Here is an 8,558-nt window from a genome sequence, read left to right as displayed (position 1 = left end):
ATCGCATGTATGCGAAATTCTGGAAGGTGGACAGGAGGCTTTTGAGAAAAGAGAACAAAAATATGGTTTTTAAATACACCTAAAGTTATTTTAGAGAGAGTACTCTTACTTTTTACTCAAATAACGATAAAAAGTAGCACGGCTCATTCCTGTTGCCTCCAATATTTCTTTAATCCTGTACTCCTTACTATCATACATCCTAAAGGCCAACTCCAACTTGGATTGGTCTTTTTTGGTCTTCCTCCTTTCGTCCTCGAGCTCTTGCTGCATCCAACCCAGACTTCGTTCGCTCTGAGATAATGTCACGCTCAAATTGTGCGAGTCCACTGAAAATGGTAAAGACTAGTTTTCCCATTGCCGTTGTTGTATCTATGTTTTCATTAATGGAAACGAAGTTAATGCCTTTCTCCTGAAAGTCATTGATTAAGTCTACCAAGTGCTTTGTGCTTCTACCGATACGATCAAGTTTGTAAACGACAACAGTATCTCCCTCATGGAGATACTTGAGCATTTCATTAAAGGCCGGACGGTCTTTTTTGGTTCCTGTGACTTTTTCTGAGTAGATATTTTTTTTCGTCCACTCCATATTTTTTTTAACGCAATAAACTGCATATGTAGGTTTTGATCTTTTGTACTCACACGCGCATACCCAAATAACATTTTTGTAACCCCTTTTTGATTTACTTACTTTCATGTTATCAAAAAGGTTCGTTTTTGATAATTCGTTTGCCATCCTATAAAATTCCCCAAAACTTTTGGATATTTAGCCTTAATTTAGTTTCAAAAGACATCTCAAAAACTAAGTATCTATATCTACTTTAACTAACGTTTTCGATAATATGTTAATTCATAATACGACATAGGGTTTTTAATCTTGTTCTACAGAACCTTTACTATTGAAGAAATAAAGAAAACAACGTTCGAAGAACGTTGATTTCTTTTAGATATATATGGCACATAATTATTGTCTTAACTCTGGTAAGTAGAGCGAAAGTTGTGGAATATAGATAAGGATAATTAACGTTAGGACCATTGCAATAAAAAATGGAATAATCGCTTTTGACAAGTGCTCAATTGATAAACCAGATATCCCAGAAGCAACAAATAAATTAACTCCTAAAGGTGGTGTAATAAATCCAATGGCTAAATTAACGACCATAATAATTCCAAAATGAATTGGATCATAACCTATGTCTATAGCAATTGGGAGTAAAATAGGAGTAAGAATAATAACTGCTGCCAATGTATCCATAAAACATCCTACAATTAATAAAAAGATAGTAATTAGAAGAATAATTATCAGTGGATTTTCTGAAATAGAAAGCATTAACTCACTGGCTTGGGCCGGGATTCTTTCAACACTTAATAACCGACCAAAAGCTGTGGCAGAGCCAACAATAATTAGAATAGTGGCTGTTGTTAGAGCAGCATCTACAAAAATTCTTGGTAAATGTTTAAATTTTATTTCCCCATACAGAAATAAGCCAGCAATTAAGCTATAGACAACAGCAATAACAGCTGCCTCAGTAGGCGTAAATATCCCTCCATAAATCCCTCCCAGTACTAAAATTGGGATGAAGAGTGCCCATTTGGCATCCCAAGTAGATAACAAAAAACCTTTGAAACTAGTTTTTTCATTGGTTCCTTTATAACCTTTCTTTTTAGAATAAAAATAAACATATACAATTAATGAAAAAGCAACTAGAAGACCGGGAATAATTCCTGCTATAAAAAGATCTGTTACAGAGGTCATTGCTGAAATTCCATAAAGTACCATTGGTATACTTGGTGGAATGATAACTCCTAAAGCACCAGAAGAAGCCACAACGGCAGTAGCAAATTTTTTATCATACCCTTGCTTTACCATTGCTGGAATCATAATACCTCCAATGGCTGCGACAGTCGCTGGTCCTGAACCAGATATAGCGGCAAAAAATAAACATGTACATATAGTAGCTATCGCAAAACCACCAGTCTTGTTACCAACAAGGGAATTAGCCATATTAAATAAACGGTCAGAGACTCCTCCTCTTCCCATGATTTCCCCGGCTAGAATGAAAAATGGAACAGCCATCAATGGAAAAGAATCAACTGAAGTAACCAAGCCCTGGGCCAAAAACTCAATAGATAACGAACCTGAATAAAGAATAGTTACTACGGATGCAAGACCTAAAGCAATTCCTATTGGAATAGTTAAAAACAAAAACAACGCAAATGAGCCGAATAAAACTGCTATCGTCATTTCACTTCATCCTTTCCATCTTCAACTCTATCTTCTAGGATAAGTTCTTGCTCCGTTTTTACTTGAAAGTCTTCTTTACCCATCATAGCCTTAATCTGTAAGATTAACTGTTGAATAATTCTAACAATTGCCAAAGCCATGCCAATAGGCGTTGCTAGATAAACCCATCCCATATCAATTGGAAGACTTGCTGAAGTTTGAACCCGAAGCAAAAATGCCATCTACTATTCGTAGGCCATATATAACAATCAGAATAGCGAAAGCTAAAAATAATATATTTGCTATCATAGCCAGTACAATTTTGCCTTTTTCTTTAAATAACAACAAAGCCGCATCTACTTTAATGTGTCTTTGTTTTTTAACTCCATAGCTTATACCAATATAAACTAACCAAATAAAACAGTAACGAGCTAATTCTTCCGACCAGGCCAACGATGAACCCATAACAAAACGCATAAAAACTTGAATAAAAACGATTACGACAGCAATGACCGATAAAATGAAAAGTAAAACCTCTTCAGCATACTCATCCAACCATCGCAAAATCCTCATAGGCGTTGGCCCCTTTCTATAAAAGGTTCTTCTATATAAAATGCTCCTAAAAGCTAAACTTTATATTATACGGAGATTATAAGAATTAATCTTTATGTATAACATGAACATCAAAATTTAGATTTGTAACCGACAAGTAAAAAATGGACGTTTTTCACTTCAGAATTGGACTCTTATGCTTTAAATTACAGACTAGTAATATACTCCTGCCATTCAATTGAAGAATTCGAGCGATGGAGAAGATTGGTCTAAGCGGTAAATTCGGAGAAGGAATTGCTTCACTGTGCGAAAAAGAACTTTTAACGATCTCCTATGTATTGTGGGTAGACTCTATAGACCAAGGTGATCGTATTCCATATTTCCTCTATTTTCTTGGTATATCCATGATAGGGAATAAGTTGCGATGTGGATATTATGACTAATTATTGATATACTAAAACTTAAGGTAAATCTCTAAAGAGAGTGAGTAAGATACCTTTCTTCAGGATGAATTTCAAAGGGACAGGGTACTTTTTATTCTCGTGTACCTAGCCTAGGAGTCTTTTTATGATCTAATCATGTTCAATGTTCAATCTGTGTCTAAAAAATAAAACAAAATAGTCTATAAATTAGAGTATGAAAAACTAAGTGCTGTTGACATCCGAAAACTTCCCAGAATTCAATGGATAAAATATAGTAATTGGAAAGATAGACGGATGCCCAAGCACCTTTCTTTGTAACTGGAGATAGAATCTTAAACACAAAATTCCTTTTATGTTCCAAGACAAACTACATTCAAAAGTAACTTAGCGTCCCATGGAAAGAATAGTGGGGTTATTGAGTTATTCAATATCTCTAATACGTTGATGAATATCACCGTATTCATCTTCATAAGCTTCGTACACTGATTCTGTGATCTCTATAAATGGTTCACTGTCAAAATCTCTTACAATCTCTAAGCCATCTTCTTCAGCTTGGTTGATATATTCTTCTTCAACTTGGGCAACGTAATCCCGTTGCGCATCACTTGATTCTTTAGCTGCTTCCTTAAGCACTTCTTGTAACTCTGGAGAAAACCCGTTAAATAAATCTTGGTCAATCAACAGCAATATTGGACTATAATAATGATTGGATACAGTAAGGTAATCTTGAGCCTCATGAATTCCATTAGGAACACTTATATTAACTGGATTTTCACTGCCATCAACTACACCTTGTTGTAAGCTTGGAATAAGTTCTGGCCACGCTATTGGAGTAGGATTAGCCCTAAAGCTCTAGCAGAATCAATATATATTTTCGTTTTCCATTACCTTATATCCAAATTATGCAAATCTTCTGGTTCTTCTATAGGGTTTCTGGTGTTGGTATAATTCAACCATCCATTTTCCCACCAACCTAGATTGTATAGACCAGTTTCTTCTAACTGTGCACCAATCTCATCTCCAACTTTACCATCTAATGCAGCATATACATGCTCCCTATCACGAAATAAATATGGGAAGTCTAGGGCATAGGATTTAGAGGCGAAATTACCTAAAGGACCAGTAGAAGTAGCAACCATGTCTAATGTTCCCATCTGAACGGCCTCAATCATTTCTCGTTCTCCACCCAATTCACTATTTGGATACAAATCTAGAGTAACTGCACCATCTGTTGCTTCTTCCAAGTGTTCTTCCAATGCTAGTACTCCTTGGTAAAAGTGTGATTGTTCGGTTGGTGGATCAATAATTCCTAATGAAATAGTCACTTCTTCAAAATCGCCTGTCTCTGCATCCGTTCCAGCCTCTTCGCCACCACAAGCCACTAGTCCTAGAAACAAAAGCACAGAACCGATTCCAACTATGCCGGTTTTCATTATAAAAAGCACCCCATTCTCGTTGTTTTATATAGTAGGCATTTGATTTTTGCATGAAAACCTTTTTTCAAAGCTTGATGCAGCTTTAAAAATATCAATTTCTCTATTAAACCCTGAAACCATTTGAAGACCTACTGGCATCCCATTTTTATCAAAACCACATGGAATGGAGGCGGCAGGGTTTCCTGTTAAATTAAAGGGATACGTATAGTAAGACCAGGATACGATATTACAATCGTTTAACTCAGGGGGAACGTTTACTTTAGCATCTAGGTGAGATACTGGAAGAGTTGGCGTAAGTAAAAGGTCATATTTTTCAAAGAAAGTACGTATTTTATCCCTGACCCGCGCTCTTTCAAATACCTTTTCATAATAAGATCCAACAGAGTGATCTAGATTTTTCTCTAAAACTTCAGCTAGTGCCGGATCAAGTAATGAACGATTTTCTTCTCTTAATGTCACACCAATGCCTGCATAAAAATCAGTAGTCCAAAGATCAATTGGATTTTCATCAAATACTCTCTCTACAAGGTCCACTGAGCACCCCATATCTTCAAAATGCTTCACAGCTTTTTCTGTAATTTCCAGTACTTCCGAATTAGGCTTCGCATAGCCTAAAGTAGGACTCCAAGCAATCCGTAAACCCTCTGGAGACTCTTCACAAGCACCTAGAAAATTTGGTACTGGACCAGATACACTAGCAGGGTCACGTGTATCATAGCCTGAAGTAACTTGCAACAATAAAGCTGCATCTTTTACGTCTCTAGATAGGACACCAACATGTGCCAAAGTAGGGGTAGCGCTTGTAGGAAAAACTGGCACTCTACCAAATTGAGCTTTTATTCCAAAAAGACCACATAGAGCTGATGGGATGCGAACAGATCCTCCGCCATCAGTTCCAAGTGCTACTGGCGTTATACCAGCAGCAACAGAGGCAGCAGCACCAGCACTCGAACCTCCAGGACACTTACTTAAATTCCAAGGGTTATTTGTTACCCCCGATAGTGGATTGTCTCCTCCACCAGCTTTACTTCCAAATTCAGTGGTTGATGTTTTACCTATAATAGCAGCGCCTTCAGCACGAGTACGCGCAACAGAAGGTGCATCCATTGTTACAATATTGTCTTTTTTAGTGACAGATCCAAATGTGGTCTTTACTCCCCCAACATTAATTAAGTCTTTAACGGAAATTGGAACTCCTCCAAGCAAACCTAACTTTTCTTCATTCATTACTCTTCTATCAATATCTTTAGCAGTTTCTATTGCAAGTTCAGGGGTTTCTGTAATAAAAGCATTTATTTTTGGTTCAAGGGCGCTCATTTTTTCTAATGTATTAGTTATTACTTCAACAGCTGATAACTTTTTCAAAGCGATAGCATCTCTAATCTCAATAGCTGTCATCTCTTCAATATTCAAAAACACTACCCCTCCTTGTCTTAAAATTGAGTGTTTATGGCTCTGCACCTTTATTCATTCACTACAGCATAAGCTCGAACTGGGGACCACTACCATTTTTGAACTTAAGAGGTAGGCCATAAAACATGAATTCTCCTTTCCCTACTAATTGTTCTAAGTTAACAAGCCATTCATAATGAGAGATACCTCGATCACGACAAACTCGGTGGCTAGGGAAAAGATTATTACTAGGAAGATCGGTTGATGGCCCTTCCACACCATGAAGTTGTGAGTTTCGGTCAGCAAGCCAGTGAGTTGCTTCCGCAGTTAACCCTGGATTACTCCAACAAACTTTCTTATCAGGATAATGTCTGTTATGCAATCCAGTATTTAAAAGGACAATGTGACCATCAATTTTCACACCTGCTTTTTCTTCCGCCTCTTCTAAATCTGATACATCAATTTCTCCCAAATCAGGAATATGTGTTAGATCTAAACAAACTGCTTTTCCCATAAACATTTCCATAGGCATATTTTCTATTGTTTCTCCCTCAGGATTCACATGTGAATATGCATCAACATGCGTACCAATATGATCTAAGGTACCGATGTAACTAGTTGCAAACGTCATAGTGTCACCATCAACACCTAATCCGAAATCTTGAGTCTTTTCATGAGTTAAATGAGGTACTATGATCGGAGCTTGAAATAACTTATGAGATGGAATGTTATCATCAATTTCTAGTGTAAGATCAATTATTTTTTCTGCCATTATAAAACCTCCTAATATTTTGAATAATAAGAATTTAATCTCCGTGAATCATATAGCTTAGAATCTACAATTTAAACACCTCCTTAAATTGATTCTTTCTCTTATTAGTCTGCAAGGTTTTTTAAGTCTTCAATTATTGCATCCATATGAATACCCATTTGGTGGTTTGCTTCATCTGGGTCCCTTTCTCTTATAGCACTAGCGATTAATCTATGGTGTAAAGTATATTCATCTGCTCGTTCTCTTGTAATTTCTATAAACCTATCTTCCAACCATAATTCGTCGTTGATTAACAAGTCCAGAGAAGCAATGAGGAATCGTAAATTGGAGGATTTAGCCAATTCGCCATGAAAGCCTAAAGCTGGCTTCGTTGGATCATCATTTGTTTCAACACACTTTTCATGAATGCATACAGTCTTTTCTAAGACTTCTATATTTTGATCAGTTGCCCGTAATGCAGCTAATCTTGCTGTTTCGCATTCTAATGCTTTTCTAACCCTCATTAAATCAAGAAGTTCATCAATATTTTTGGGCTGTACAGCGTCCATGATATTTTGCTGAAGATTGTATATGCGTATTTTTTCTGAAAAAACTTTTACATATTGAATTCCTTCTGCAGTGATTACTCTTCCTTGTGCTTCTATTAATTTTGTTAACTCTTGTGAGTCCAAATTTTTAAGCGCACGTCCAATAGTCGCTGTACTAACATTAAGACCCTCTTTTTGAAGTAAATCTCTTAATACCCAAGACCCCACTGGGGTCTGCATCTTTGACAAATACTTTAATAACAAATAGTTTAAAATATCAGTTTTTGAAGAAAACCCTCTTTCCATTGCATGGTTGTTTTCATATAACTCATTAATTTTTTCCACTCCGCCACTTCCTTTACCTATACTTAAATACCTTGTTCCTATTCATCAATGATGAGGAGGTTAAAAAATAAGAAAATGAACAAAAGTATCTTGTATAATTAATAAATATTCAAAAAAATAAACTTTGACCAAGGGAGATCTTATGAAAAAACCTATTGCCGAAAAGGAAATCATAGATTTTCTGGGAAAAAACACTAATCCTACTTATCGAACAAAGTAGATATGTATTTGGTATTTGTAGATTAGTATATAGGTTATTCTCATAAGGTAAAGGAATTTTGGAAGATTATCTCCTAGAGTTTTTCACTCATGCCTAGTATAAAAATATCAGGACCACATTACTGTTGAGTAGAAGAACAAAAGAACTAATTATAATCGAGTCCACATTTGGTTCCCTTGCCATTTTGATTAGATCGCTCTACGCAACTAAATAAAAAGGTCCCTTTAGGAATGAACTTTCTTACGAACCAAAAAAGAAGAAGAAAGAAAAACTAGATACTTTGATTAACCGTCTTCAAGAAAAGGATATTTTGGTCATCACACGTATGGACCGATTAGACAGAAGTACGGTGCCACTATTGAATTTGGTGGAGTACTTGCAGGAAAAAAACGTTCATCTTGTCCTCATGAATATGGGAAGTAATACAAGAACACCTACCAGTTAATTCTTGCTAAAAGTCATGAGTGAATTTAGTGAATTAGAACGGAGTACCTTAAAGAAAAAACAACGGAAAGGCATTGAACTAGCGGAAAAAGAAGGAAAATACCGGGGATCATGGTATCCATAAAGAAATGAATTATGCTATTAAGCTTTATAAACAAGAAATCATACGGTAAGTGAAAGTGCAGCTAACATAATCCACAGTTGTAAAATTCTCAGAGGTGTACATA

The 8,558-nt window shown here is 36.1% G+C and carries 7 protein-coding genes and 3 pseudogenes; 1 reads left to right on the top strand and 9 read right to left on the bottom strand.

The features are described from left to right. Window positions 1-105: 105 nt before the first annotated feature. The 9 genes and pseudogenes from JCM19033_RS21210 to JCM19033_RS21175 form a co-directional block, all read right to left on the bottom strand. Window positions 106-660 (bottom strand): annotated as a pseudogene (locus tag JCM19033_RS21210) (recombinase family protein). A gap of 301 nt (window positions 661-961) precedes the next feature. Beyond that, window positions 962-2,242 (bottom strand): TRAP transporter large permease, encoded by a 1,281-nt coding sequence (locus JCM19033_RS21205; protein WP_054637827.1) that lies wholly within the window; start codon window positions 2,240-2,242, stop codon window positions 962-964. Next, window positions 2,239-2,415: a hypothetical protein gene (locus JCM19033_RS27790; RefSeq protein ID WP_306301430.1), complete on the bottom strand. Its 177-nt coding sequence runs from the start codon at window positions 2,413-2,415 to the stop codon at window positions 2,239-2,241. Before JCM19033_RS27790 ends, JCM19033_RS21205 begins: the two co-directional genes overlap by 4 nt. Window position 2,416: 1 nt before the next feature. Next, window positions 2,417-2,776 (bottom strand): TRAP transporter small permease, encoded by a 360-nt coding sequence (locus JCM19033_RS27785; RefSeq protein ID WP_306301429.1) that lies wholly within the window; start codon window positions 2,774-2,776, stop codon window positions 2,417-2,419. Window positions 2,777-3,615: 839 nt separating this feature from the next. Next, window positions 3,616-4,032 (bottom strand): annotated as a pseudogene (gene dctP, locus JCM19033_RS21195) (TRAP transporter substrate-binding protein DctP); the annotation flags it as partial. 47 nt (window positions 4,033-4,079) lie between these two features. Then, entirely contained in the window at window positions 4,080-4,628 is a 549-nt protein-coding gene (gene dctP / locus JCM19033_RS21190; RefSeq protein WP_054637825.1) for a TRAP transporter substrate-binding protein DctP, read from the bottom strand. A gap of 27 nt (window positions 4,629-4,655) precedes the next feature. After that, window positions 4,656-6,044: an amidase gene (locus JCM19033_RS21185; protein ID WP_198153619.1), complete on the bottom strand. Its 1,389-nt coding sequence runs from the start codon at window positions 6,042-6,044 to the stop codon at window positions 4,656-4,658. A gap of 61 nt (window positions 6,045-6,105) precedes the next feature. Further along, on the bottom strand, window positions 6,106-6,795 hold the full coding sequence (locus JCM19033_RS21180) for a cyclase family protein (protein WP_198153618.1): 690 nt from the start codon (window positions 6,793-6,795) through the stop codon (window positions 6,106-6,108). A 104-nt stretch (window positions 6,796-6,899) separates the two neighbouring features. After that, the gene (locus JCM19033_RS21175; protein ID WP_054637824.1) at window positions 6,900-7,667 is read right to left on the bottom strand and encodes a FadR/GntR family transcriptional regulator; all 768 of its coding nucleotides are present in this window, start codon (window positions 7,665-7,667) and stop codon (window positions 6,900-6,902) included. 482 nt (window positions 7,668-8,149) lie between these two features. Here JCM19033_RS21175 and JCM19033_RS22875 point away from each other — a divergent pair. Continuing rightward, window positions 8,150-8,332 (top strand): annotated as a pseudogene (locus JCM19033_RS22875) (recombinase family protein); the annotation flags it as partial. Between the last annotated feature and the right edge of the window lie 226 nt (window positions 8,333-8,558).

This window comes from Thalassobacillus sp. C254, assembly GCF_001310615.1.
The sequence above is the reverse complement of the archived record's forward strand: the minus strand, read 5'-3'. Positions and strand labels throughout refer to the sequence as shown.